Raw genomic sequence first — 24,211 nt, 5'->3', positions numbered from 1 at the left:
GAGAACCTAAACAAGTCACTATACAAAAGGAAGTAGTTACCAAAAGTATAGTGCAACTTTTTTGATTGGGCCTAAAAATGACAATGAGTAATTGCAATGAATTTTGTCCGGTTGCGCGTGCAAACGACGTGTTGGGCGGCAAGTGGACGACCTTGATCATCCGCGATTTATTACCTGGCAAAAAGCGCTATTCAGAACTGCAAAGATCGCTTGTTGGGATTAGTCCGCGCATGCTGGCGCAACGGCTTGCAAAGCTGGAAGGGGCTGGACTAATTGTTAAAACGATATATCCAACGGTTCCGCCCAAGACTGAGTATGAATTGTCTAATATTGGCCGCAAGGCGGAAAATATTATTGCGGCGATGGCCGAGTTTGGTGCCACGTTGGGCGAGGGGTAGAATTTTCGCCTGCATTTCTGTAAGCATTTGCGTTTAGTGGTAATATTTCTTGTGGTGAAATAATTGGTTCAGGTTCAACGCGCCAAGGTTCTATTGCTTGGTGCAGGTCGCGGAACGCGTTGGCAGCATTATTTGGGTGTGCAAAAATACATGGTGCCGGTTGATGGCGTGCCTTTGCTGGAAAACACGGTTTCGCGCTTACGTGAAAATGGGCTCACGGACATTGAATTGCTGGTTGCCCACGATCATGACGTTTCTGCCAGCTGTGACGTGAAGCATATTCAACCTTGGCCAACGGGTTTAGATTCCGACAAGCTTATGTCGAGCCGCCAGCATTGGAATAGCGAAGGCCCAACATTGCTGCTATATGCCGATGTGTACTTTTCGGATTGTGCGTTGCAAGAGATGGTTCACGATCCGCAAAACTTTGTTCGGTTTATTGGCAGAAACCGCGAAAGTAGTTTTACCGGTTGTGACCATGGTGAGATTTTCGCCATTGGTTTTGGTCCACAACAGCACGGCTTTCTTGAAGGTGTCCTGGCGACATTTGGCTCCAATGAGCGAAAGCCTGTGGGCTGGCAACTTTATAAAAGGCTTCTGCAAACAAACATGATGCCCGAACAACCCAATCTCAGCTTTGTTCATATTGATGATTTTACCGAAGATTTTGATACGCCAAAGGATTATGATGTTTGGCTTGAACGATGGACGGACAAACCCAACGCCTTTCGGGCGCGACGAAGAGTGCGCGAACACCGGTTTTTGTTTTTTGGTGTGATGATTGGAATGGTTGTGACCATTGTTGGAGCTTTGGCGGTGAATCTGCTATTTTAAAATCATGATAAGATTTCGGGGCGTTTTTGTGCTCGGATTATGGTTTCAAAGAGAAGGAAGAATATGTCGTTTTTGAAAAAACTCTTTGGAATGGGTAGCGATGCTGCGCAGACTGGGCCTAAATTTCTGGGTGAAGAACTTCATCTTGGATATTTGATTAAAGCTACAGAAATGAAAGTTGGTTCCGAATATCAGCTTTCCGGCATTATCGAGAAAGAGATTGATGGCGAAATGAAATCCGCGACGTTTATTCGCGCGGACCGATTGTCCAGCCCAGAACAGGCCAGTTCTGCGGCCATTGATAAAGCCAAACAGATTATCAAAGAGCAGGGCGATAATCTTTTCGTTTAAAGCAGATCGATAGGTTTTGATTTTTGCCGTAAAACGCTAAGAATTCCATTGAAATAGTTATCTCAGTTTTCGCTCGGCCGTCAGGCCAAGGACCGCTATCAGCGCACCAATTGGGAAAATGACAAAGGTGGCGATGAGAATTGCGCCTGATTTGCTTGCTGCGTGAACGGTGAAGACGCTGTCAGCATTCGCTCCCTCGAACAATCCAAATGTAAGTGCACCGAAACCTGCAAGTGCGGCGCCAACCACCGCGCCTGTAAATTGAACGGGCGACATAGCGCCAGAAGCGATGGATTTATGCTCGCGCGGCGCTTGAGTAATAATGATCTGTCTGATCAGGGGGCTAGAAGCGCCATAACCCGCCCCAACAGCCAATAGTCCGGCGGCTATGAGTGGCAGTTGGAAGAAGTACAGTCCTGCTGCAATCAGTGAAAATCCTGTAATGATTGAAACATTGCCAAGGCGAATGGAAGTAATCTTCTTTTTCGGGTCTTGAATTCGGTTGGCGATCCAGGCCATGCACGTCCACGAAAACGCGATGAGAGCAACCGTGTACCCGGCGGTCAATGGCGACATATTCCAAGCAGACTGAAGCATAGCGACCATATAGATATTGTTGGCACTGGAGCCCACCGCAAAAAGCGCGAGTGCGATGAAAGACCGGCCCATATTTGTTTTGGTTGAAAACAAATCAGGCGGCATAAAGCGCTCAGTTGCGCTGTGATCGAGTAAGCCGAAGAGGAGCAATAGCCCAGAGGACGTCAAGATGATGAGTGCAAGCAATAGCTTGTTTTCCATTTGGCCCGCAAAGCCAATGATCAAAAGTGATGTCATTAACAGCAGTAGGCGTTTTATGGGGAATGGCTTGTCGCTCTTCTCAGTTTTGGCACTGGGTAGAAACTTAATGGCCAGCAAAATAAGCGTTATGACGAGCGGCAAATTGAATAGGAATGCCACACGCCACGAAACGAATTCGGTGAGTGAACCCGCGAACGCAGGTGTGGCGGCGGCGGCTACTGCCCAAAGTGTTGAGCTTAATGCCATCATTCGAGGGAGCAGTCGGCTGGGTAGATGATCAGCCAACACCACGTAAACCAGTGAAATGAGCATGCCTTCTGCAACGCCTTGTAATCCTCTGGCGAGAATGACAACAAACAGGGAATTTGCCAGCCCGCCGATCAATGAGCCGACGGCAAGCAACAAGCTGGCGGAGATAAATAGAGGACGCGCGCCGAACCTCAGCTTAAAATTGCCCGCTAAGACACCTGCGCAGATGGAGCCAATTTGAAACAACGCAAACAACCAAAACATATATTCACGACCACCCAAATCGAGAACAATTGAGGGCGCGATAACAGAGGTGATGTATCCGTTCACCGCGTGCGATAGAACGACCAGGATGTTCATCAGGGTGAGGGGGAGCACCACAGCAGAAAACAAGCCTGCTTTTTCGAGCACTATGGCATGATTTGGTTGAGCTGAGAGCTTTGAGCTTGAAATGGATATGTACCTTTTGCTTGGTTTCGAATTAGAAGTATTTAGCTCTGTAATGCGAACTTTATTGGCATTGCATGGACATTGCAGGGCAATTGCCGTGCCGACAGTAACAATTTCTACCCTATTCACTTTGCCAGTTCAGCGTAAACCTCATGAATAGACTTTATACGCCCACAACTCGTACAGATGGCGAGATGCTGATCGGTCGTGCGAACAAATTTACGACCATTTCGAAAGTTGAGGTGCACCATTGGGTCAATGGGCAATAATGCACTAGGGAGAGTGTTGAATATTGCGTTGATTTGCATGATGCACCTCGATAATAAAACAAGTAAATCATTTCTTTATTTCAGATATGTTGGATTATTTGACAAGTCAAACCTTTTTTTATTATGTTGCGGCAATAACCAAGGATCGTTTGAATGAAAATGTCCGACGAAAAGACCATTGAGCGGCTTTTGTTTCTCATCAAAACACGCGGACCACAGACCGCGGTTGCGTTGGGTGAGCTTGTTGGCACCACGTCGGTTGCGGTGCGCCAACATATGGAAAAGCTTGCGCAACTTGGTTTGGTAATAAGTGACGACAGGCGCGAAAGTGTTGGTCGGCCAAAGAAATATTGGCAGCTGACAGACAAGGGCAGTCAGCGTTTTCCGGATCGGCACGCCGACCTTACGGTTGAAATGATCAAGTCGGTTTTAGAAACATTTGGTGACGATGGATTGGCCCAACTGATTTCTAAACGCGAACAGCGGTCCCTTGAGTTATACAAGATGAAGATTGCGAACGCGGCTGACTTGGGTGTTAAGGTGAAGTCGTTAGCAAAGATCCGTGAAGCGGAAGGCTATATGGCAGAAGTCGAGCTTGTCGAAGGCGGCTATCTGCTGCACGAAAACCATTGCCCAATTTGCATTGCGGCGACCACTTGCCAAGGGTTTTGTAAGTCTGAGCTCAAATTGTTCCAGGAGGTTTTGGGCGAGGGTGCTGACGTCAGGCGAGAGAGCCACATTGTCTCTGGCGCGCGTCGTTGCACATACCGAATTGTTGAAAAAGCATCTTAGACTGTATCTTGTCTGACAATCCCGTTAGCATTCTGATTTTCGATCATTGAGGGACGATGTTGATGACATTTGAGTATTTTTTGACCTGTATGGTTGTTATCCTAATTCCGGGAACGGGCATGGTTTATGCTGTAGCTATGGCGATAGCTGGTGGTTGGCGGACAGGGCTTGTTGCTGCGTTTGCGAGCACAATGGGGATCGTGCCGCATTTGTTAGCTGCGATTTTTGGCCTTGCCGTGCTCATGCACACAAGTGCGGTTGCCTTTCAATTCGTAAAATATGCGGGCGTTGCTTATCTTTTGTATTTGGCGTTTCAAACGTTGAGATCGGCTGGTCCAATACAATTAGATGAAAAACCAAAAAGTGTTCCTTCGATTGCCAAGGTGATCGGCTCTGGTATTGCAATCAACTCGCTTAACCCCAAGCTCTCACTGTTTTTCATGGCCTTTTTGCCACAATTTGTGGACGTTCAGGCTGCAAACGGCACTGTTGAAATGCTCGCGCTTGGCGGCATCTTTATGGCGCTGACATTTTTGGTGTTTGCAATGTTTGCTGTCTTGGCGTTTTCAGTCCGGAATTTACTGACGAATTCGCCAACTTTTATGCGCTGGTTCCGAAGAACAGTGGCGGTTAGCTTTGGTTTGTTGGCCGCTAAACTGGCCGTTTCAGAGCAATAACTTTACTGAGCGGCCCTAAGTTTACGATTTGATGGTCGTGATATGCTAGGATCAAGCTGTCGGGCTGAAAAAGGCGAGCCCTATTTGGTTTGAAGTGCAAGTCGGTGGAAGGTGTTGCCATGCGATTAATTTTGCTTTTATCCTTTGTTATGTTGCTCTCTAGTTGTGTGCAACGGATGGGCGTTGAGCCTGAAATTTTCCAGATTGTCAGGGACAATGACGCCTTAAAACTCTCGATTGAACTTGAAAAAGGCGCTGACCCAAATATGGTCAATGGCGTTGGTGATCCGCTTGTTTACGTCGCTGCAGGGCCAAAAGGTGGGCTTGATGTTCTGACCCTGCTTTTGAACGCTGGAGCGGACCCAAATTCGACAAATTCAGTTGGCCGAACTGCGCTTCATAATGCAGCGGGTTGGTGCAGCACAGATTTGGTTCAGACGCTGATTGATCGTGGAGCTAATCCATATTTAAAGAACAATAAGGGCCGAACTGCGCTAGAAGCAACTTGCAGTGCGCCTGAAAGTTCGCGACAACAAGTGGTAAGAGATTTACGAGAAGCAATGAGTAGATAATGGATCAGTTGGTAGACTTGGTGCCCATGGCGCTATGGCTGTTGGGTGCGGGTGTTGCCGGAGGATTGATGGCTGGATTGTTGGGCGTTGGCGGCGGTATCGTCATGGTGCCGGTAATGGCCACAGTTTTTCAACTTATGGGTTTGCCCACCGAAATTATCATGCATATGGCTGTGGCAACTTCGTTGGCTGTAATTGTGCCAACGGGGCTAACGAGCGCGCGTTCGCACGCCAAACGCGGCGCTGTTTCCAAAGATTTGCTGGTGCTTTGGGCACCGGCGATGGTGGTCGCCTCATTCATCGGCGGGGTTAGCGCTGGATATTATTCAGCTTTCGTTCTGCGCATAATTTTTGGCGTTATGGCATTCTTCATCGCCATCAATTCAGTTGTACCGTTGCAAAAGAAATTGATGGCTGGATTGTCAGCATCACCAATCACTCACCGTTCTAGCGCGGCGTTTATTGGCTATGTTTCTTCCTTGATGGGGATTGGTGGCGGATCGCTGAGCGTGCCCACAATGACGGTACTCGGCACAACGGTGCATACCGCTGTGGGCACCAGTTCGGCGCTGGGCGTGTTTATAGCGTTTCCTGCAGCAATTGGCTTTGTCATTTCAGGTTGGGCAGTGGCAGGCTTGCCTGCCTATTCTGTTGGCTATGTGTCATTGCCAGCAATGGCGGCGCTCGCCCTTGGGGCAATCATGTTTGCGCCGGTGGGCGCGTTTATTGCGCACAAATTGTCAGCTATGTTGCTCAAGCGTGTTTTGGCCGTTTATCTGCTCATCGTTGGCACACGGATGATTATCCAGGCATTGGTTGGATAGTGCGTGGGGCGGCAAAGTTGGCCGCCCGCACGAATTTTCTACTGGCTGATTTCCCAAATGACGTTGACCGAAATGGAATAATCGATTTCACCGGCTTGAATTGGCACCGCATCTGACATTGCCATTTCCGTACGCGCCATTGCTTTATATTGTTGGCCACCAAAACTGTTATTCTCAGAGATATTCACGATGCGACCCAGAGAAATGTTTGCCGCTTCTGCGTAAATGGTGGCGTTTTTAATGGCTTCAGCTATGGCCTCTTTGCGTGCTTGGTCCAACAGTTTACTTGGGTCAGAGACAGAAAAACTCACACCATTGATAGAGTTGGCACCCACAGTCACGGCTTGGTCAAGAACCGTGCCCAAATTATCCAGTTCAACCACGCTAACAGTTACCATGTTGGCCACGCGGTAACCGTCGATTTTTGGCGGTAAAACATAGCCGTTTTGGTCGCGCCTGTCTGAATTCACATAGTTCGGTTGAATTGAAAAACCGGATGTTTGGATGTGCTTTGGCGCAATGCCCGCCATTTTGAGCACGTCAATTAGGGCAGCCATTGCTTCGTTGTTCGCAGACAGCGCTTCACGTGCGGTTTTGCCTTCGCTGACGACGCCAGAAGTCACGATGGCCATATCCGGCGCAGCGGTTGCCGCACCGGTTGCACTGATGTTGATGGTTGCCATCTGAGTGCTGTCCTGAGCGGCTGCAGGCATCGCGCTGTAGGCAATCGCCATGACAGCATAAAGTGGCAAAATACGCTTTAACATTTTGATCTCCGTGTACAAATGTCGAACAGATTTGATGGCATGGCATTGCGGCCCGATTGGGGCGGAAGACGAATTCCAGCCCAGCCGGAAATACCAACATCGATGTAACTTTAGTCTGTTTGCTTGCCGCTAACTAAAAGTTCCGTGCACCGCGCTGATAATGTTGCGCACCCTGTCGTCGGCAAGCGAATAGTAGATGGCTTTGCCGTCGCGTCGTGTTTGTACAAGCCCTTCTTGCCTAAGTCTGGCCAATTGCTGAGAAACAGCGGCTTGGCGGGCGTCCAACAGGTCTTCAAGTTCTGAGACTGACGCTTCCTTTTCAGAAAGGCGACACAGAATCATTAGGCGTCCTTCGTGGGCGATCGCTTTGAGCATGGATGATGCTTCCCCAGCCGAATAGTATAAATCGGAAGAAAATGTGGGGGTGGTAATGGTTTCATTTGAATCTAAAGACATAATAAAATCACTTTCGCGGCAAAAAAACGCCGTCAATAAAATAGATTTCCAATTGCAAAGAAACAGGCCGTAACAGTTCTAGCCCGTCCTTCATGCTTGGTAGTATTTGGCCCTCATAAATTTTACGCGGCCATGCTCTATGGTATTCAAATGTTTTAATGTGATCAATAGCGTAAATTGGGCTTTTAAAATTGTAAGATGCTTGCTATTAGCATCGTCGGGTTGGGCCTGTAGCTCAGTTGGTTAGAGCCGACCGCTCATAACGGTCTGGTCGTAGGTTCGAGTCCTACCGGGCCCACCATTTTATTTAAATAATATCAATGGTTTATTATTTCGTCGACCTGCGGTGTTCGGACACAACCAATAAATAAACCAATAAAACGATTGGATATGTTGTGCGTGAGAAACGAAAGCAGAGTTTTTCGGAGCGGAATGGCCTTGTGGTCGCGCCTGACCAATTGCGCCTTTACGAGATTTCGAAACATTTCCGTTTGCTGGTTGACTACGCCCTCCAAGAAGAGATCAAACGCGGCATAGTTTGGGGTCCGGGTGGGTCTTCTCTCGGCAGATGGGTTGACATTGCAAAGGATTTACACGTCAAGTTCTATCGCAAGTCGATTGGAACTTTTGACAGCAGTGTCGACAATCTAAAGAAGCAGCTAGAATTATGCACCCGTACATATGAGTACAACCGACTGTTTGATCTGATTGAGTTTTTTGTTGGACATCGGGCGATCACGTCGACGCTTCAGGTTGATTTAATCAATGCTTTTCTTGAAGCCGGGTTGGCTTACCGTATAATTGATTTGCAAGTCGTAGCGATAGGCACCGCCGAGCAAGCGGATGCCTTCTTGCGCGCGGTCGGTGATGCCGAGGAAAATGGATTTGCCGGTGCGCGGGAGCATCTTGTCTCATCTGGGAAGATGCTAACTGAAAAGGATTGGCGCTCCAGCGTTCGTGAGAGTATTCATGCCGTGGAATCGGTCGCGAAGAACATTTCCGAAGACGAAAAAGGTACATTGGGCTCGGCTCTAAAAAAGATTGGAAAGCGCAAAGTAATCAATGAAAAATTGAAAGCTGCGTTCGAGAAACTATACAGCTACACAAACGACGAAAACACCGCAGCTCGTCACGCCATTGTATTTCCTGATTCTGTGCAGGTAGATGAAGCAGATGCATTGTTTATGCTGGGTGCATGCGCTTCTTTTGTATCCTATCTGATTGCTAAAAACGTCGACGGCTAACCCTATTGTGTAACTCTACAATGCCGCCGCTGCTGCCCGCATGTAAGACGGGTGATGGTGGCCGTAGACACGATCTAGCATTTTAATTGACATACGTAAGAAGCCAGCAGCTTCCCACTTATCAACGCCTCTTTGCATCAAGTGTGTATCTATTGAGCAGTAATTGCTTTGGCAATATATGCGCCGATTTCACTTGTTTGCTCATTGCTCACCCGTAATCCCATTTTCGTGCGTCGCCACAAATAGTCCTCAGCTGTCATTACCCATTCATGGGCGATGGTCCAATCAAGCTCTCGTGCATATATGCCGTGGCCGAAGTGCGTGCCCATATCCTTTTCGCTCGCAACGCCTTTAACGATAATTTGCGCGTCAGTTCCATAGGCGCGAACGAGGCGGCGGGCTGTTTTTGGCCCGATGAACGGGACTATGTTTTGCAACTCTTGAACGAGCTGATCGAATTGGTCATGTGCAAAATCCCCGCCGGGAAGGGGCACACGTTTGGTCCATTTGCTGGTCATCTCTGGGAAGAAATGCTCGAATTTTGCGATGGCGGCTTCGGCCAGCCGTCGGTAGGTGGTGATTTTGCCGCCAAAGATGTTGAGGGCGGGCGCTTCGCCTGTTTCATTGAGCTTGAGAACATATTCGCGCGTGGCGGCGGTACTTGAGGAGGCGTGATCATCATAGAGCGGGCGGACGCCAGAATATGTCCAGACGATGTCTTCGCGGGTGATTGGTTTTTCGAAATATTGCGATGCGAATTTGCAGAGATATTCTTGCTCTTCAGGCGTGCATTCAGGCTTTGTGTCAACGTCTTTGTGATCTTGATCGGTTGTGCCGATCAGGGTGAAATCTTGTTCATACGGAATAGCGAATATGATGCGGCCATCTTCGCCTTGGAAGAAATACGCCTTGTCATGATCAAACAGTTTTTTGGTGACGATGTGGCTGCCGCGCACGAGGCGAATACCCTCGTTGGTGCTAATGTGCGCAACATTGCGAATGATGTTCTCGACCCATGGTCCGCCAGCATTGACGAGCAGTTTTGCTTTGAAAACCTGCTGTTCACCTGTGATCTGGTTTTGTGTCGTGACAGTCCAAATGCCGTCTTTTGACACAGCGTCGGTGACTTTGGTGCGCGTCATAATTTTCGCGCCGCGTTTCTGCGCATCCCGGGCATTAAGGACAACAAGCCGCGAATCTTCAACCCAACAATCTGAGTATTCATATGCGCGTTCGAATTTGTTGATGATCGGCTTGCCCTCTCGGGCAGTTTTTAGGTCCAATGTTTTGGTGCCGGGTAAGATTTTTCGGCCACCCAAGTTGTCGTACATAAACAAGCCAAGGCGAATGAGCCACGCTGGTCGCTGACCCTTCATCCATGGCATAAACAAGGTCAAAAGTTTAGATGTGGGTGTGTCGCTCTCAAAACGCATATCTTGGTGATAGGGCAAAACAAAACGCATGGGCCATGAAATGTGTGGCATGGCAACGAGCAAGTTTTCGCGTTCAATTAGCGCTTCGCGCACTAGGCGAAACTCGAAATATTCAAGATAGCGCAACCCGCCATGAAACAGTTTGGTCGAAGCAGAAGAAGTGGCCGATGCAAGATCGTTCATTTCCGCAAGCGCTACTGATAGGCCACGACCCGTTGCGTCACGCGCAATACCACAGCCATTAATGCCGCCGCCAATGATGAACAGGTCGTATGTTTTGTCGTTTTGCGGCTTTTTCATATTATGATCCTGAAACTAGAATTTGAGTGCCTGCATCCGCGGCGGCTTTGGCAAAAGCGGGGGAAGGTTGTTTGTCCATCACAACAAAATCCAGTTCGTCGATTGAAGCGATACGGACAGGGGCGTTGATTTCGAATTTGGATTGGTCTGCGACCAGAATGCGGGTACGCGCATTTTTGAGAATGGCGCGCGCCACGGCAACCTCGCGCGAATCAAAATCAAGAATTGACCCATCATCGTCGATTGAAGATGCACCAATGACGGCGTAATCTGCCTTGTAGCGCGAGATGAACTCGACCGCTTCTTCGCCCACAACTGCGCCGTCGCTTTGTCGGACCATGCCGCCGACTTGGACGAGGGAGCTCAATTGTGCGGCTTGCATAATGCTCACGATATTGATGTTGTTGGTGATGATTCTCAGGTTCTTGTGGCTGGTGAGAGCGCTTGCGACCTGTTCTGTGGTGGTGCCAATGTTGAGAATAAGGGAACTGCCATTTGGAATGAGCTGGGCCGCAATTTTGCCAATTGCGCTTTTGGCGGCAATATTGTTCATGCGTCTGGCCTCGTAGCTAAGTGAGGCGGTTGAGGCGAGGCGGCGTGCGCCGCCGTGCATGCGGGTGGCAAGTCCACGTTGGCACAGAGTTGCAAGGTCACGCCGAACAGTCTGCTCGGTCACGACAAAAGATTCTGCCAACGAAATGACGTCAACCTGGCCCACCTCATTGAGCATTGCGATGATCTTCTCGAGCCGCTCTGGCTGTTGCATGCAGTTTCTCCTTGCAATAGCAGATGGCAACTTAGTATGTTCAAACGAACATGTAAATCTACAATATGAACATTGTTGTTAATGTTGTATGGAAAATAGTCAGTATAAACAGGGAAATAGGTTCTACTAAAAAAATAGTTTGACAAATTTAGTTGTTCGAATGAATATTGTGACAGCTAGAGATATCTGGCTTAAGTTTAATGGGAGGACAAGATGAAGAAGCAACTTCTCTGCGCAGTAGCGGTCGCGGCCGTTCTAGCAGGTACAGGATCAGCATTTGCGGGTGCTGAGGAAGCGAAAAAATGGATCGACGCTGAATTTCAGCCGTCCGTTTTGTCAAAATCAGAACAAATGGATGAAATGCAATGGTTTATTGATGCGGCCAAACCTTATGATGGTTTGGAAATCAATGTGCTGTCTGAAGGCATTCCAACCCACTCATACGAATCTGAAGTATTAACCAAGGCGTTCTTTGAGATCACGGGCATCAAAGTTAATCACCAGATTTTGGGTGAAGGCGAAGTGGTGCAAGCGGTTCAAACGCAAATGCAAACCGGGCGTAATCTTTATGATGCGTATGTGAATGATAGTGACTTGATTGGCACGCACTCACGATTGCAGCTCGCCTACAATCTTTCAAAGTTCATGGCAGGCGAGGGCGCTGACGTTACCAACCCAACGCTTGATCTTGATGACTTTATGGGTACTCAGTTTACCACTGGCCCGGACGGCGATCTTTATCAATTGCCAGACCAGCAATTTGCGAACCTTTACTGGTTCCGCAAAGACTGGTTCGATCGTGAAGACATTAAATCGGCCTTCATGAAAGAATATGGCTATGAGCTGGGCGTGCCGGTGAACTGGTCAGCCTACGAAGACATTGCTGAGTTCTTTACCACTAAGGTTGTTGATATCGACGGGACAACTGTCTTTGGTCATATGGACTACGGCAAGCGCGCGCCTGATCTTGGTTGGCGGATGACCGATGCTTGGCTTTCAATGGCCGGTGCTGGTTCAAAAGGTGAGCCAAACGGTATACCGATTGATGAATGGGGCATTCGCATGGAAGCGGGTACCTGTAATCCTGTTGGTGCGTCTGTAACACGTGGTGGTGCTGCGAACGGCCCCGCTGCTGTTTATGCAATCCGTAAATGGGACGAATGGTTGCGTGCTTATGCGCCTCCAGGAGCTGCAGCATTTGATTTCTACCAATCGTTGCCTGCATTGAGCATTGGTAACGTTGCTCAACAAATCTTCTGGTACACAGCCTTTACAGCCGACATGGTGAAGCCTAGATCTGAAGGCAACAACACTGTTGACGAAAACGGCAATCCACTATGGCGTATGGCACCTAGCCCACACGGTCCATATTGGGAAGAAGGTCAAAAAGTTGGCTATCAAGACGTGGGTTCATGGACAATCCTAAAGTCCACACCACTTGATCGTGCAAAGGCAGCTTGGCTCTATGCTCAGTTTGTTGTGTCAAAAACTGTTGACGTGAAAAAATCACACGTTGGTTTGACTTTCATTCGCGATAGTTCAGTTAACCATGCTTCGTTTACAGAACGCGCACCAAAACTTGGTGGTTTGGTCGAGTTCTATCGCTCACCTGATCGGGTCGCTTGGTCTCCAACTGGTATCAACGTGCCGGATTATCCAAAGCTTGCTCAAATCTGGTGGCAGCAAATTGGTGACGTGAACTCTGGTGCCTTTACACCACAGGAAGCGATGAACCGTTTGGCCGAAGAAATGGACATTACAATGGCCCGTATGCAAGCAGTTGACGAAGCTGCTGGCGTCTATGGTGGCTGTGGCCCACGTTTGAATGAAGAGCGTGACGCTGAGTGGTGGTTTGCCAACGGTGGTGCAAAACCAAAACTGGACAACGAGAAACCTCAGGGTCAAACCGTCAACTATGACGAACTCGTAGCGCGCTGGAATTCGTAACAAACGAACTCCCGTCAGAACTTCTCTCTGACCTTGTCTGCTGGAGCCCAAGGGCTCCAGCTTTCTTCGACAGTTTTCCCAACCCTTGTTCAAATAGGGTTGCAGGCCGCGGTCCGAGCTGATTGTGCGGCAAAAATAGAGTAGGTGTGCAATGGCACTCGAACTTATAAATATCTCCAAGCGGGTCAGGGCCGACCTTCATATCAAGCCAACAAATCTTGTGCTTGAAACCGGCCATTTTAACGTGCTGCTGGGTGAAACAGGCGCCGGCAAAACTTCGCTGATCAAGCTGATGGCAGGACTAGACCCGGTAGCAAGTGGGCAAATCCTGATGGATGGCGAGGATGTAACCGCGCAGAACACGCAAAAGCGCAAAATTTCGTTGGTGCATCAGTTTTTCGTCAATTATGCGCACATGACGGTATTTGACAATATCGCCTCACCCTTACGGGTTGCAGGCATGGCAAAATCTGAATTGGAAGACCGTGTGGCAGAGGCCGCTGAAATATTGCAGCTAAAACCCATGCTAAATCGCCGCCCACATGAATTGTCTGGTGGACAGCAACAGCGCTGTGCCTTAGCGCGAGCGATTGCGAAAGAAAGCAAGGCTGTGTTCTTGGATGAACCGCTCGCTAACCTTGATTACAAACTTCGCGAAGAGCTGCGTGATCAATTGCCCGAGCTGTTTGCAGGCCGCGGCGCGGTGGTGGTTTATGCCACATCGGAACCTGAAGAAGCGCTGCTGCTCGGTGGTAAAACCGCTTTGATGGACAATGGCTCCGTGGCACAGTTTGGCACAACCGCAGATATTTATCGCAACCCGCACACTCTGTTGGCCGCTGAGATTTTCTCTGATCCGCCGATTAATGTTGCACAGATTGAAAAGCGCGGCAGTGAAGCAAAAATGGGGTTCAATATCTCATGGAAATTGGCTGGCAAAGCTGCTGATCTTAGCGATGGCACCTACAAAATCGCTGTGCGCGCCAATCACGTTTTACCGTTCAAAACAGAACAAGCCAGCGTGCCGATTACCGGGCATATTTTGGTGACCGAATTGAGCGGATCTGAGTCAAGCGCACACTTTAAAGCAGAAATGGCCAACTGGGTTTCGTTAGCGCGCGGTGTGCACCCTTATCATGTTGGTGAAGACCACCAATTCTTTATGGACCCATCAAAGTGCTTTGTTTTTGCACCTGATGGCACGCTGGTCGGATAGGAGACAATTATGGCGAAGATTACCCTGTCTCAATTGCGACATAGCTATTTTCCTGAGCCCCAAGGGCCACAGGATTATGCCTTGAAGCAGATTGATTTGGATTGGAATGACGGTGGTGCATATGCGTTACTGGGTCCGTCGGGCTGCGGCAAATCCACGTTGCTCAATATTATCTCGGGTCTGCGCATACCCTCAGAAGGACGGATATTGTTTGATGATAAAGACGTCACGCATTTGCCGCCGGATCAGCGCAATATCGCACAAGTATTTCAGTTTCCGGTGATCTACGACACGATGAGTGTTTACGACAATTTGGCATTTCCTTTGCGCAATCGCGGCATGGCAGAACGTGATGTTGATGTGCGTGTGAAGCAAGTCGCGGAAATGCTTGAGGTTGCCGATATGCTTTCTCAAGGTGCGGCGGGTCTTTCGCCAGATAACAAGCAAAAGCTTTCCATGGGCCGCGGTCTCGTGCGGGAAGATGTGAATGTTGTCATGTTCGATGAACCGCTCACAGTGATCGATCCGCATCTGAAATGGAAGCTCCGTTCGAAGTTGAAAGAACTCCACCAGCGCATCCGGGCGACGATGATTTATGTGACACACGACCAAACTGAGGCACTTACTTTTGCCGATCAGGTTGTGGTGATGCAGGACGGTGAAGTTGTGCAAATTGGCACGCCTGTTGAGTTGTTTGAGCGACCAACACACACTTTTGTTGGTCATTTCATCGGCTCGCCGGGCATGAATGTCCTGCCGTGTGAAGTCAACGATGGTGGCGCGTTTTTCAACGGCCAACATGTGGAACTTGAAGGCAAAATCGTTAAAGGCACTGGTGGCAAAACCGAAATTGGTGTGCGGCCAGAATATGTGACGCTTGCCAAAGAGGGGTTAAAGGGTCATGTGCGAAAAGTCTCTGATGTGGGTCGACACAGTGTGGTTGAAGCAATGGTGGGTGAGCAAAAGATTGCTGCCATCGTGAAGGGCGAAGTGCCGAACCAAGGCGATGAAGTATTCCTAGACTTTAAAACCGAACAAACCCGGCTTTATGCCGATGATTGGTTGGCAACCAATGCGCGGGGAGCAGCATAATGAAAACCGAAAATCAAAAAGCTTGGTTCTTTGTCCTGCCTGTGTTGTTTTTGGTCGCCTTTAACGCGCTTATTCCCATTATGACTGTGGTGAATTATTCGGTTCAGGAGACGTTCGGCAATAACTTGTTTTTTTGGCAGGGGCTCGATTGGTTTCAAAACCTGATGCGGTCGGAGCGGTTTTATGGTGCGCTTGGTCGTCAGTTCATGTTCACCGGTCTAATTTTGTTGATTGAAATACCGCTTGGTGTCGCAATCGCTATGTCGATGCCGCGCAAGGGCTTTTGGGTATCAGTTTGCCTTGTAACGATGGCACTTCCTATGCTCATTCCATGGAACGTTGTGGGTGCGATGTGGAATATCTTCACACTGCCAGATATTGGTTTAATGGGATATTTTCTCAACCACGTCGTTGGCATTCCTTACGACATGACGCAAAACATACTCGCGGCTTGGATCACGATTATCATTATGGATGTGTGGCACTGGACATCACTTGTTGTGCTTCTAAGTTATGCGGGTTTGGTATCTATTCCTGAGGCTTACTATCAAGCAGCGAAAATTGACGGGGCAAGCAATTTTGCGGTGTTCCGCTTCATTCAACTGCCCAAGATGAAAAACGTTTTGACGATTGCTGTGCTGTTGCGCTTCATCGACAGTTTTAACATCTACACCGAGCCGTTTGTTTTGACAGGTGGTGGGCCGGGAAATTCAACAACACTGCTGTCCATTGACTTGGTAAAAATCGCGCTGGGCCAGTTCGACCTGGGCCCTGCGGCTGCAATGTCCCTTATTTACTTCGCAATCACCTTGCTGGTTAGTTGGCTGTTCTTCACGCTGATGACCAAAGACGATGCGCGATAGGAGCGAAACGATGCAAAAACGATCACTTGTGACCATCGGATATATTCTATTTTTGTTGCTGCCCATTTATTGGCTGGTCGCAATGAGCTTTAAAACGACCAACGAGATTTTGTCCGGTTTCTCATTGTTTCCAGAGACCTTTACTTGGGAAAATTATGCGGTGATTTTCACCGACCCAACTTGGTATATGGGCTACGTCAATTCTATCATTTACGTGACATTGAATACCATAATCTCAATAGTTGTGGCGTTGCCTGCCGCCTACGCGTTTTCGCGTTATCGGTTTTTGGGCGACAAGCAATTGTTCTTCTGGTTGCTGACCAACCGGATGGCCCCTGCTGCGGTGTTCGCGCTGCCATTCTTTCAGCTTTATTCGTCTGTTGGTTTGTTCGACACACACCTTGCCGTGGCACTTGCACACACGCTCTTTAATGTGCCGCTAGCTGTCTGGATTTTGGAAGGTTTTATGGGTGGTATACCCAAGGAGTTGGACGAAACGGCATATGTTGACGGTTATTCTTTCCCGCGCTTCTTCATGACCATATTTATCCCGTCTATTAAGTCGGGTGTCGGAGTGGCGGCATTCTTTAGTTTCATGTTTTCTTGGGTGGAATTGTTGCTCGGAAAAACGCTGACGGCAGTTGCTGCTAAACCAATTGCGGCAACCATGACTAAAACCGCATCAAACGCGGGTTATGAACTTGGACTGTTGGCGGCAGCGGGCACATTGACGATTATCCCGGGCGCAATCGTGATTTATTTCGTCCGCAACTATATCGCGAAGGGTTTCGCGATGGGGAGGGTATAATGCTGAGTTGGATGGCATGGACCTGGCCAACGGCACTTGTGTTTATTGGCATTTTTTCTGCGATGGGTGTTCTTACGGTTATAGAAATCCGGCACCCGGGCGGGGATGAACGCAAAGGGGCGCTGGGTCTGGTGACCACGCGCGGTGACCGTTTATTCCTGACGCTTTTGGGTAGTGTGTATATTTTTCTCGCTTGGTTGGGAATATTTGGCACACCTCTATGGATACCGTTGGGTTTAGCGATATGCTGGGGCACTTTTTGTTTTTGGAAAGCGTGAGCATATCTAAATGACAGCGAACTATATTCTGGCGATTGATCAGGGCACCACTTCAAGTCGGGCGATCATTTTTGACGACAAGTTAAATCCTCTAGCAACGGGGCAAGAAGAATTTCGCCAAATCTTCCCACAGTCCGGTTGGGTCGAACATGACCCCGAAGAGATATGGTCGACGACGGTGGGCATGTGCCACCAAGCCATAGAAAAGCAAAACCTTTCGCCGCGCGACATCGCGGCGATTGGCGTTACCAACCAACGCGAAACGACGATTGTTTGGGACAAGAAAACCGGCAAATCTGTTTACAACGCAATTGTTTGGCAAGATCGGCGAACTTCGCAATATTGCCTGACTTTGCGTGATGCCGGACATGAAGATGCGGTTCGTCAGAAAACTGGGCTGTTGTTGGATCCTTATTTTTCAGCGACCAAGGTGCATTGGATTTTGGAGAATGTTGAAGGTGTACGCGCACGCGCGCAGAATGGTGAATTGCTGTTTGGCACCGTGGATAGCTATCTGATTTGGCGCTTGACGGGTGGTGCAGTTCACGCAACTGACGCAACGAATGCCGCCCGGACCATGCTGTACAACATCAATGATGGGTGTTGGGACAAAGATTTGCTTGAGTTGTTTGGCATTCCGGCAAGCATGATGCCTGAGGTTGAGAATTGCTCGGACGATTTTGGAATTACCCGTAGTGATCTTTTTGGCGGCGTGGGCATTCCCATTCGTGGTGTTGCTGGTGACCAACAAGCCGCGACCGTTGGCCAAGCATGCTTTAAGCCGGGTATGGTGAAGTCAACTTATGGGACGGGATGTTTTGTGTTGCTCAACACTGGCGATGAGCCGGTTTTTTCCAACAATCGACTTTTGACTACAATCGCTTATCAATTGGATGGCAAGCCGACCTACGCGTTGGAAGGTTCGATTTTCGTCGCCGGTGCCGTGGTGCAATGGCTGCGCGATGGGTTGAAAATGATCCGAAGTGCAGAAGAAACAGGTCCTTTGGCAGAAGCGGCGGATGACACTGAGAGTGTTTATTTTGTGCCAGCATTTACAGGTCTTGGTGCGCCTTATTGGGACGCGGAATGTCGGGGGGCAATCTTTGGATTAACCCGCAATACTGGCCCCGAAGAAATTGCAAAGGCAGCGCTTGAAAGTGTTGGTTTTCAAACACGCGATTTGATTGAAGCGATGAACGAAGACTGGGGAGCTGCGGGTCAAACTGTGCTGCGGATCGACGGCGGGATGGCCAATAGCGCTCATGCAATGCAGGCTCTATCTAACCAATTGCAAGCGCCGGTTGATCGACCGGTCGTTACAGAAACAACTGCGCTTGGCGCAGCATATCTGGCCGGGTTGGCCGTGGGGCTTTGTGGCGCGCCAGACGTGTTTGCCAAGCAATGGTCGCTTGATCATCAGTTTCAACCAAATGTCGAGAAATTGGTTGCGGATGAAAAGTATGCGGGCTGGCAACTGGCGGTTAAACGATTGCTTTTTAAAGGGTAATTGTTCCTCTTGCGCAAGTTGCTTGCAATGCGCTGCGATAATGTACTAAGTTTTTAGCTACAGCTCAAAACACAACTGAAAAGCGACAGATGGCCCGGAAACACGATCCAGATTTTTTGACAAGCGTTGAACTTGAATTCATGAGTGGTTTATGGACCATCGGTTTAGGCACCGTACGTGAAATCATGGCCAATATGGATGCGGAAATTGATCGCGCCTATACATCTGGTGCAACCGTTATGCGCATTCTCGAGCAAAAGGGATTTGTGTCTAGCGACAAAAAAGATCGTGCATTGGTGTATTCGCCTGTCTTGAGCAAAAATGAATATCAAGGCCGTTCAATTCGACAAATGTCAAAGTCATTGTTTGATGGTGCGCCTGGCGCATTGGTGGCGCGACTTGTGGACGATGAAATGTTGACGGACGCTATGATCGAACAAATCCGCACAATGCTCGACAATAAGCTAGAGAAGAGCAATGATTAGTCCGTTGGTGAACTATTATATCGATGTCAACATAGCGCTGTTCGCAACATTTGCCGTGTGGTCAATTGTTCGATTTGGCCTGGCTCGGGTTGGTTACAGGTTCTCTTTTCAGGCAGAACAAAATCTCATTATTGCCTTTATGGGGTTGGCCGTTTTAGGGCCAATTCTTGTGCGCGTTGGCGCAGGGATTTTGCCAGCATACGCAAATATTACCGATTTACTGGTGTCTTGGTATTTGGGTGGCGGTGTCGAAATGAGCGCTAAGCAGTTTCAATCGATCCTTGGGGCAAAAAGTGCCGCAATCGAGTCAATTATTAATCGCGACAGCTGGTTTACAATGCTTGGCTTTGGGCTTGCGATATCGGCGTTTGGCTTTTTTGTCGCACGCTTGGCTATCAATGCGCTGACCCTACACAAGGTTTTAAGCCACAGCTTTTCGCTTAAACAAATGGGACGCGTAAGAATTGTTGCGTCGGATCGTGTGGATGTTCCGTTTACAACCCGTGGGCTGAACAAGTTCTATGTTGTTGTGCCTGTAGGGATGATTGGCGATGCTTGGAAAATACGCATTTCGATTGCTCATGAAATGCAACATATTCGGCACGGAGATGTGACCTGGGAATATTTGTGGAGTTTTGTTCATCCACTCATGTTCTGGAACCCCGCTTTTGGCTTGTTCCGGAAACGCCTGAATGTGCTTCGTGAACTATTGTGTGATGCTGCCTTGTTGTCGCGGCCGACTTTCAATAAACGCCGCTATTGTGAAACGTTGTTGAGTGTTGCTAAATCCATGACGCAAAGAGGACTGACCAACAATGTATTGGCTGTGCCGTTTGTGGAACCAAAACGCCATTTGGCACGTCGCGGGCAATCAAGTTTAGAATATCGCATTCTTTATGCACTTGAATTGCCAAGTGCACACCGAAGCATTCGTTTTGGCGGGATAGGCATTCTCGTGCCAATTATTGGAGCGGCGATGCTTGTTTTGTTGGTTTTACAGCAACCTAGCGAGTGGAGCTATGATCGGATCATGCTTTCGACGATTGCTAATCTTGAACATCTGGAAAGTCTGAACAGCTCTACCAAATAGCGAATGATGTCGCTTTGTGAAGTGCCTTCCATGATGAATGCATCGGATTTGAGACTTTGCCAAAAGTAACTCCAACAATAGCTGTGGTTGGTGCTGGAATTGTCGGCGTGACAACTGCTTTGGCTTTGGTTGAAAACGGCTTCAACATTGTGTTGGTGGATCGCAATTGCGACGTGGCGCAAGCGACAAGCAAAATGAACGGCGCCCAGCTTAGTTATGCCTATGTGGATGCCATGGCTGCGCCGGGATTGATCTCGATGGCGGGCCGCATCCTTGCTGGGCAAGAGCGGGGTGTTCGGTTTTGTCTTAAACCGAACTATCATAATTTGTCTTGGCTGTTGTCATTCTTGCGGGAGGGTTCGCAAAGCCGGTTTTTGGCGAATACCAAATCGAGCTTGAAGATGTCGCGGATATCCAAAATGCAAATGGAGACGTGGCGGACACGGTACGGCTTTCAGTTTGATCATCAGATTAACGGCAAACTACAGATCTTCCCGGATCAAAAAACCATCAATGGTATGGCGCAACTTATGGCGCTTAAAAAAGAAATGGGTGTTCGCCAATCCATTTTGACGCCAAAGGAGGCAATGGCCGTTGAGCCTTTGTTGGCGAATTTTGGTGGGGATATGGTTGGTGCGCTATATTCACCAGATGAAGAAGTTGGCGATCCGCAGCTGTTTGCAGAAGGCGCTTTGATGCAAATACTCGCCGCATCGCCGCGCAACAGGTTTTTACATTCTCACACAGTAACCTCAATCGAAACAAAAGACGGTGCCGTTAAATCCCTGAGAACTGAACAAGGTGAAATCGTCGCGGACGGCTATGTTTTTGCAATGGGCCATTGGGCACCAAAACTGGCGAAGCAACTGGGCGTTGCACTGCCGATCGCATCTGTTGCGGGTTACAGTCTGACTTATCCCCTAGGACCAAATGCACCCCAAATTAGCATCACCGACGCCAAAGCAAAGGCCGTCATTTGTCCGCTGGGCGGCAGGCTGCGAATTGCAGGATTTGCGGATTTCGGCGAAACAAATGAACGTGCATCTGACACGAGAATAGACCAGCTTCGCACCATATTGATTGAGCGGTTTCCGGGCGCTGCCTTGATAGAGGGTGAAGGTGAGCCTTGGATCGGTCATCGGCCTGTGGCCCCAAACTCGCAACCAATTGTTGGGGCAACAAAGCTATCAAATGCATTTGTAAATTGTGGCCACGGGACATTGGGCTGGACATTGGCAGCAGGCACTGCGGTAACGCTGGCCGAAAAGATTTGCGCAAAGTTTAGCGTGGAGCCAAGAAAATTTACAGCAATTTCGTCGTAGACAAATCAAACAAAATACACTGGCCAAATGAGCTTACGCTGACAGAAGAAGCGCACAGCGTCATGCGAATTTTTGCTTTGTTGATCCCATGAGAAACATGAGCTGCGGGAGGAAAATGAAGTGAGTGGAGTATAAAACTATAGATTAACTGTTTGAATTAGTTGTAGTTTTATCCAAAATTTTCCCATGACAGGTTGGTGTCAGTTTTGCGTGGTGCCATGGAGACTGAACCGAAACTGAGGTTCGTAAGTCTTTTTGGGAGGACAGAAATGTTCAAGAAAATTACAGCTGCAATTGCAGCGACCACACTTTTGCTCAGCGCAGCAGGTGTTGCGGTAGCAGACGGCCATAAGGTTGTTGATGACATTAAATTTCTTATTCCAGGTGGTGCTGGTGGCGGCTGGGATGGCACAGCGCGCGGCACTGGCGAAGCTTTGACCAAATCCGGTCTGGTTGGTGGCGCAACATATGAGAATATGTCTGGCGGCGGCGGCGGGCTAGCAATTGCCCACATAATTGAAACAAAAGACCAAGACACTTTAATGGTCAACTCAACGCCAATCGTGATCCGGTCGTTGCAAGGGGTGTTCCCCCAGTCATTTCGTGACTTGACCCCAATTGCTGGCACCGTTGGTGATTATGGTGCGATGGTTGTTCACAAAGATAGCTCAATTGAAACCATGCAAGGCCTCTTGGCCGCATACGCGAATGATCCCAAGAGCATTGCGATTGGTGGCGGTTCAGTTGCTGGTGGCATGGATCACTTGATTGCCGCGTTGGTCATGAAAAATGCCGGCGCAAACCCAATGGATGTGAAATACATTCCATATGATGCTGGCGGAAAAGCGATGGCTGGATTGTTGTCTGGCGAGATTGCGGCACTGACAACTGGCTTTGGTGAAGCAGCTGAATTGGCGCGACAAGGTGAGGTCAACATTCTTTGTGTGACTTCTCCAGAGCGTTTGCCAACAGCACCTGACACACCAACTTGCGCAGAAGCAGGATCACCTGGCACAGAGTTTGTGAACTGGCGTGGTTTCTTTGGCGCACCTGGTATGTCTGACGAGAAAAAAGCTCAGTACATCTCAGCTCTTGAAAAAATGTACAGCACAGACGAGTGGGCAACCGTTCGGGACCGTAATGGTTGGGTTGAAATCTTCAACGCGGACGCTGATTTCGTGAAATTCTTGGAAGGCCAAGAAGAAGAAATTGGCAACCTAATGCGTGAGCTTGGTTTCCTTTAAGCCAATTGTTTAAACTGATCGCGGCCCATTGGGCTGCGATCATATTTGCGGCGAATTTCGTCTGTGAAACGCCCGCAAGTCGGGCGCTGCCTGTAAGAACGGTTGGGAGGACTTTCCGTGTTTTTTACCAATAGAAGGATTGGTGGCTCGTTGCTGTTAGCATTCTGTGTCACCTACGCAATCCTAAGTCAGAAAATTCCTTTGTTGCCGTTCCAAGCAAATGTCGCGTTTCATGCGCGCACTATGCCAGAGATACTTTCAATAATGGGGATTGGGCTTTCCTTGGCGATAATCCTGTTGCCTTCGCCTAGAGAATTTGTGGATTTGGCTGGCAAAAACTGGTTCACGGTTCTCGCCTTTTTGGTGCTGATGTCCTTTTACGGACTAACCATTCGACCTTTTGGCTTCATTTTGGCATCTACAATTCTGTTGGGTACAGGCTATTGGATTTTGGGCGAACGCAAACTTTGGCTGCTGCTCTTAACATCGGTTCCAATCTCTGTGGGGTTCTGGGCGCTGATGACATTGGGTTTAGGCGTGTATATTGAACCGCTTCCGTGGTTCTTAAAGGGGTGAATGAGAGATGATTGACGGTATTTTGATCGGGCTCTCAACAGCCCTTACTCCTGGAAATTTACTATTCGTGGTCATTGGATGTCTTGTGGGGACATTCATTGGCATGTTGCCGGGTCTTGGCCCTATGTCCGCGATCGCACTCATGATCCCGGTCGCAGCAAGTCTGGACCCGGCGGCAGGCATCATTTTGATGGCTGCGGTTTATTATGGTGCGATTTTTGGCGGGTCGACATCGTCGATCTTGATCAATGCGCCCGGGGTGGCCAGTACGGTGGCAACGTCATTTGACGGGTATCCGATGGCAAAGCAAGGCAAGGCGGGTAAAGCGCTGGCGATCGCTGCATACTCATCGTTTTCCGGCGGCGTCATAGGCGCAATTTTGTTGATTATCGCTGCGCCTTTTTTGGCGCGTGTTTCATTGTCGTTCCATTCAACAGACTATTTCGCATTGATGGTTTTGGGCCTGACAGCAGTTGCCGCATTTGCCGGGCAAGGCAATGTTCTTAAAGCAATGCTGATGACTGTAATCGGTTTGATGCTCTCAACTGTTGGTACTGATCAGACCCAAGGTATTCAACGCTTCACCTTGGGGAGAATGGATTT

At 48.8% G+C, this 24,211-nt stretch carries 27 protein-coding genes and 1 tRNA gene; 22 read left to right on the top strand and 6 right to left on the bottom strand.

Annotation, left to right across the window (positions count from 1 at the left end; all coding sequences use genetic code 11):
- Positions 1-77 precede the first annotated feature (77 nt).
- From ACJAZW_RS11155 to ACJAZW_RS11145, 3 genes are all read left to right on the top strand, one after another.
- Positions 78-398, top strand: a complete 321-nt coding sequence (locus ACJAZW_RS11155) for a winged helix-turn-helix transcriptional regulator (RefSeq protein ID WP_415158070.1) — start codon at positions 78-80, stop codon at positions 396-398.
- A gap of 63 nt (positions 399-461) precedes the next feature.
- Entirely contained in the window at positions 462-1,232 is a 771-nt protein-coding gene (locus ACJAZW_RS11150; protein WP_415158068.1) for a hypothetical protein, read from the top strand.
- Positions 1,233-1,295: 63 nt separating this feature from the next.
- Positions 1,296-1,583 carry an HlyU family transcriptional regulator gene (locus ACJAZW_RS11145; RefSeq protein WP_415158066.1) on the top strand — a complete coding sequence of 96 codons (288 nt, stop codon included), beginning with the start codon at positions 1,296-1,298 and terminating at the stop codon, positions 1,581-1,583.
- Positions 1,584-1,640: 57 nt separating this feature from the next.
- On the opposite strand, the gene ACJAZW_RS11140 is transcribed toward ACJAZW_RS11145, so the two are convergent.
- Positions 1,641-3,041 carry an MFS transporter gene (locus ACJAZW_RS11140; RefSeq protein ID WP_415158064.1) on the bottom strand — a complete coding sequence of 467 codons (1,401 nt, stop codon included), beginning with the start codon at positions 3,039-3,041 and terminating at the stop codon, positions 1,641-1,643.
- A gap of 461 nt (positions 3,042-3,502) precedes the next feature.
- Between ACJAZW_RS11140 and ACJAZW_RS11135 the strand changes: the two genes are divergently transcribed.
- The 4 genes from ACJAZW_RS11135 to ACJAZW_RS11120 all read left to right on the top strand — a co-directional run bounded on the left by ACJAZW_RS11135 (position 3,503) and on the right by ACJAZW_RS11120 (position 6,214).
- A complete protein-coding gene (locus tag ACJAZW_RS11135; protein ID WP_415158062.1) occupies positions 3,503-4,141 on the top strand; it encodes a helix-turn-helix transcriptional regulator in 639 nt (212 codons plus the stop codon).
- A 62-nt stretch (positions 4,142-4,203) separates the two neighbouring features.
- Positions 4,204-4,818 (top strand): LysE family translocator, encoded by a 615-nt coding sequence (locus tag ACJAZW_RS11130; protein ID WP_415158060.1) that lies wholly within the window; start codon positions 4,204-4,206, stop codon positions 4,816-4,818.
- A gap of 119 nt (positions 4,819-4,937) precedes the next feature.
- Positions 4,938-5,390, top strand: coding sequence for an ankyrin repeat domain-containing protein (locus ACJAZW_RS11125; RefSeq protein WP_415158055.1), 453 nt, complete (start codon positions 4,938-4,940; stop codon positions 5,388-5,390).
- Positions 5,390-6,214 carry a sulfite exporter TauE/SafE family protein gene (locus ACJAZW_RS11120; RefSeq protein WP_415158053.1) on the top strand — a complete coding sequence of 275 codons (825 nt, stop codon included), beginning with the start codon at positions 5,390-5,392 and terminating at the stop codon, positions 6,212-6,214. Before ACJAZW_RS11125 ends, ACJAZW_RS11120 begins: the two co-directional genes overlap by 1 nt.
- A gap of 38 nt (positions 6,215-6,252) precedes the next feature.
- Here ACJAZW_RS11120 and ACJAZW_RS11115 read toward each other — a convergent pair whose 3' ends face one another.
- Together ACJAZW_RS11115 and ACJAZW_RS11110 are read right to left on the bottom strand one after the other, a co-directional pair.
- A complete protein-coding gene (locus ACJAZW_RS11115; protein ID WP_415158051.1) occupies positions 6,253-6,981 on the bottom strand; it encodes an SIMPL domain-containing protein in 729 nt (242 codons plus the stop codon).
- Positions 6,982-7,110: 129 nt separating this feature from the next.
- A complete protein-coding gene (locus tag ACJAZW_RS11110; protein ID WP_415158049.1) occupies positions 7,111-7,437 on the bottom strand; it encodes an ArsR/SmtB family transcription factor in 327 nt (108 codons plus the stop codon).
- A gap of 224 nt (positions 7,438-7,661) precedes the next feature.
- Here ACJAZW_RS11110 and ACJAZW_RS11105 point away from each other — a divergent pair.
- Both ACJAZW_RS11105 and ACJAZW_RS11100 read left to right on the top strand, forming a co-directional pair.
- Positions 7,662-7,738 (top strand) — tRNA-Ile (locus ACJAZW_RS11105).
- Positions 7,739-7,832: 94 nt separating this feature from the next.
- Complete coding sequence (locus ACJAZW_RS11100) at positions 7,833-8,681, top strand: AbiJ-NTD4 domain-containing protein (protein WP_415158047.1); 849 nt, start codon at positions 7,833-7,835, stop codon at positions 8,679-8,681.
- Positions 8,682-8,696: 15 nt separating this feature from the next.
- On the opposite strand, the gene ACJAZW_RS11095 is transcribed toward ACJAZW_RS11100, so the two are convergent.
- From ACJAZW_RS11095 to ACJAZW_RS11085, 3 genes are read right to left on the bottom strand one after another with little or no spacing between them, the layout of a single operon-like run.
- Positions 8,697-8,819, bottom strand: coding sequence for a hypothetical protein (locus ACJAZW_RS11095; protein ID WP_415158045.1), 123 nt, complete (start codon positions 8,817-8,819; stop codon positions 8,697-8,699).
- Positions 8,820-8,830: 11 nt separating this feature from the next.
- Entirely contained in the window at positions 8,831-10,414 is a 1,584-nt protein-coding gene (gene glpD / locus ACJAZW_RS11090) for a glycerol-3-phosphate dehydrogenase (protein WP_415158043.1), read from the bottom strand.
- A 1-nt stretch (position 10,415) separates the two neighbouring features.
- Positions 10,416-11,180 carry a DeoR/GlpR family DNA-binding transcription regulator gene (locus tag ACJAZW_RS11085; RefSeq protein WP_415158041.1) on the bottom strand — a complete coding sequence of 255 codons (765 nt, stop codon included), beginning with the start codon at positions 11,178-11,180 and terminating at the stop codon, positions 10,416-10,418.
- Between the two features lie 213 nt (positions 11,181-11,393).
- Between ACJAZW_RS11085 and ACJAZW_RS11080 the strand changes: the two genes are divergently transcribed.
- The 13 genes from ACJAZW_RS11080 to ACJAZW_RS11020 all read left to right on the top strand — a co-directional run.
- Positions 11,394-13,127 (top strand): ABC transporter substrate-binding protein, encoded by a 1,734-nt coding sequence (locus ACJAZW_RS11080; RefSeq protein ID WP_415158039.1) that lies wholly within the window; start codon positions 11,394-11,396, stop codon positions 13,125-13,127.
- Between the two features lie 151 nt (positions 13,128-13,278).
- Positions 13,279-14,343 (top strand): ABC transporter ATP-binding protein, encoded by a 1,065-nt coding sequence (locus ACJAZW_RS11075; RefSeq protein WP_415158037.1) that lies wholly within the window; start codon positions 13,279-13,281, stop codon positions 14,341-14,343.
- A 9-nt stretch (positions 14,344-14,352) separates the two neighbouring features.
- On the top strand, positions 14,353-15,435 hold the full coding sequence (locus tag ACJAZW_RS11070) for an ABC transporter ATP-binding protein (protein WP_415158035.1): 1,083 nt from the start codon (positions 14,353-14,355) through the stop codon (positions 15,433-15,435).
- The gene (locus ACJAZW_RS11065) at positions 15,435-16,298 is read left to right on the top strand and encodes a carbohydrate ABC transporter permease (RefSeq protein WP_415158033.1); all 864 of its coding nucleotides are present in this window, start codon (positions 15,435-15,437) and stop codon (positions 16,296-16,298) included. Before ACJAZW_RS11070 ends, ACJAZW_RS11065 begins: the two co-directional genes overlap by 1 nt.
- A gap of 10 nt (positions 16,299-16,308) precedes the next feature.
- On the top strand, positions 16,309-17,106 hold the full coding sequence (locus tag ACJAZW_RS11060) for a carbohydrate ABC transporter permease (protein ID WP_415158031.1): 798 nt from the start codon (positions 16,309-16,311) through the stop codon (positions 17,104-17,106).
- Positions 17,106-17,384 carry a DUF2160 domain-containing protein gene (locus ACJAZW_RS11055; RefSeq protein ID WP_415158029.1) on the top strand — a complete coding sequence of 93 codons (279 nt, stop codon included), beginning with the start codon at positions 17,106-17,108 and terminating at the stop codon, positions 17,382-17,384. The genes ACJAZW_RS11060 and ACJAZW_RS11055 overlap by 1 nt, the downstream gene beginning before the upstream one ends.
- 10 nt (positions 17,385-17,394) lie before the next feature.
- The gene (gene glpK / locus ACJAZW_RS11050; protein ID WP_415158027.1) at positions 17,395-18,891 is read left to right on the top strand and encodes a glycerol kinase GlpK; all 1,497 of its coding nucleotides are present in this window, start codon (positions 17,395-17,397) and stop codon (positions 18,889-18,891) included.
- A gap of 89 nt (positions 18,892-18,980) precedes the next feature.
- Positions 18,981-19,376 carry a BlaI/MecI/CopY family transcriptional regulator gene (locus tag ACJAZW_RS11045; protein ID WP_415158025.1) on the top strand — a complete coding sequence of 132 codons (396 nt, stop codon included), beginning with the start codon at positions 18,981-18,983 and terminating at the stop codon, positions 19,374-19,376.
- On the top strand, positions 19,369-20,466 hold the full coding sequence (locus tag ACJAZW_RS11040) for a M56 family metallopeptidase (protein WP_415158023.1): 1,098 nt from the start codon (positions 19,369-19,371) through the stop codon (positions 20,464-20,466). The genes ACJAZW_RS11045 and ACJAZW_RS11040 overlap by 8 nt, the downstream gene beginning before the upstream one ends.
- A gap of 56 nt (positions 20,467-20,522) precedes the next feature.
- Complete coding sequence (locus ACJAZW_RS11035) at positions 20,523-21,788, top strand: FAD-dependent oxidoreductase (RefSeq protein ID WP_415158021.1); 1,266 nt, start codon at positions 20,523-20,525, stop codon at positions 21,786-21,788.
- A gap of 269 nt (positions 21,789-22,057) precedes the next feature.
- Positions 22,058-23,032 carry a tripartite tricarboxylate transporter substrate binding protein gene (locus tag ACJAZW_RS11030; protein WP_415158019.1) on the top strand — a complete coding sequence of 325 codons (975 nt, stop codon included), beginning with the start codon at positions 22,058-22,060 and terminating at the stop codon, positions 23,030-23,032.
- 117 nt (positions 23,033-23,149) lie between these two features.
- A complete protein-coding gene (locus ACJAZW_RS11025) occupies positions 23,150-23,608 on the top strand; it encodes a tripartite tricarboxylate transporter TctB family protein (RefSeq protein WP_415158017.1) in 459 nt (152 codons plus the stop codon).
- A 7-nt stretch (positions 23,609-23,615) separates the two neighbouring features.
- Positions 23,616-24,211, top strand: a 596-nt coding sequence (locus tag ACJAZW_RS11020) for a tripartite tricarboxylate transporter permease (RefSeq protein ID WP_415158015.1), incomplete at its 3' end; no start/stop codon positions are given.

This window comes from Maritalea sp. (genome assembly GCF_047634455.1).
Taxonomy (GTDB): domain Bacteria; phylum Pseudomonadota; class Alphaproteobacteria; order Rhizobiales; family Devosiaceae; genus Maritalea.
This window is presented reverse-complemented; position numbering and strand designations above follow the sequence as displayed.